Origin of the sequence: Candidatus Competibacter denitrificans Run_A_D11, assembly GCF_001051235.1 — a bacterium.
GTDB classification, from domain to species: Bacteria; Pseudomonadota; Gammaproteobacteria; order Competibacterales; family Competibacteraceae; genus Competibacter_A; species Competibacter_A denitrificans.
On sequence record NZ_CBTJ020000109.1, the window covers coordinates 1 to 1,191 of the forward strand.

The 1,191-nt window shown below is 58.7% G+C and carries 1 protein-coding gene; it reads right to left on the reverse strand.

Features of this window, described 5'->3' with window-relative positions; translation table 11 throughout:
- Window positions 1–2: 2 nt before the first annotated feature.
- On the reverse strand, window positions 3–1,191 hold a 1,189-nt coding region (gene tuf, locus BN873_RS17050; protein WP_048676601.1), incomplete at its 5' end, for an elongation factor Tu.

The following is a 1,191-nucleotide window of genomic DNA, read 5'->3' on the forward strand; positions in this document are numbered from 1 at the left end:
GCTCACTCAATAATTTTAGCGACGACGCCGGCGCCGACGGTGCGACCACCCTCACGGATGGCGAAGCGCAGGCCCTCATCCATGGCAATGGGCGCAATGAGGTTGATCGTCATGCGGATGTTGTCTCCCGGCATGACCATTTCGACCCCTTCCGGTAGGTCAACCGATCCCGTGACATCGGTGGTGCGGAAGTAGAATTGCGGCCGGTAGCCCTTGAAGAAGGGCGTGTGACGACCGCCTTCTTCTTTGCTGAGGACGTAGACTTCGGCTTCGAAGTGCGTGTGCGGCGTGATGGTGTTGGGCTTGGCGAGAACTTGACCCCGCTCGACATCATCGCGCTTGGTACCGCGCAGGAGAACACCGACGTTGTCGCCCGCTTCGCCTTGATCGAGCAGCTTGCGGAACATTTCAACCCCGGTGCAGGTGGTTTTGACCGTGGCCCGGATGCCGATGATGGCGACTTCTTCCCCGACTTTGACTTTGCCCCGCTCGATGCGTCCCGTGACGACCGTGCCCCGCCCAGAGATGGAGAAGACGTCTTCAATGGGCATGAGGAAGGGCTTTTCGATTTCCCGCTGCGGTTGCGGGATGTAGGCGTCCATGGCTTCGACGAGCTTGACGATGGATTGTTCGCCGATTTCACTCCCGTCCCCTTCGAGCGCTTTGAGCGCTGATCCGGTGACAATCGGTAGGTCGTCCCCTGGGAAGTCGTAGCTGGAGAGGAGTTCACGAACTTCCATTTCGACCAGTTCGAGGAGTTCGGCGTCATCCACCATGTCGGCTTTGTTGAGGTAGACGACAATGTAGGGGACACCGACTTGGCGCGCGAGCAGGATGTGTTCCCGCGTCTGCGGCATCGGCCCATCCGCCGCTGAGACGACCAGCACCGCCCCGTCCATTTGCGCCGCCCCCGTGATCATGTTTTTGATGTAGTCAGCATGACCCGGACAGTCTACATGCGCATAGTGCCGCTTGGGCGATTGGTATTCAACATGCGCCGTGGCAATCGTGATCCCCCGCGCCTTTTCTTCCGGCGCCGCGTCAATTTGGTCGTAAGCTTTGAATTCACCCCCAAATTTCGCCGCCATGACCTTGGTGATCGCCGCCGTTAACGTCGTCTTCCCATGATCTACATGCCCTATCGTCCCTACATTGACATGCGGCTTCGTTCGCTCAAACTTTTCTTTGGAC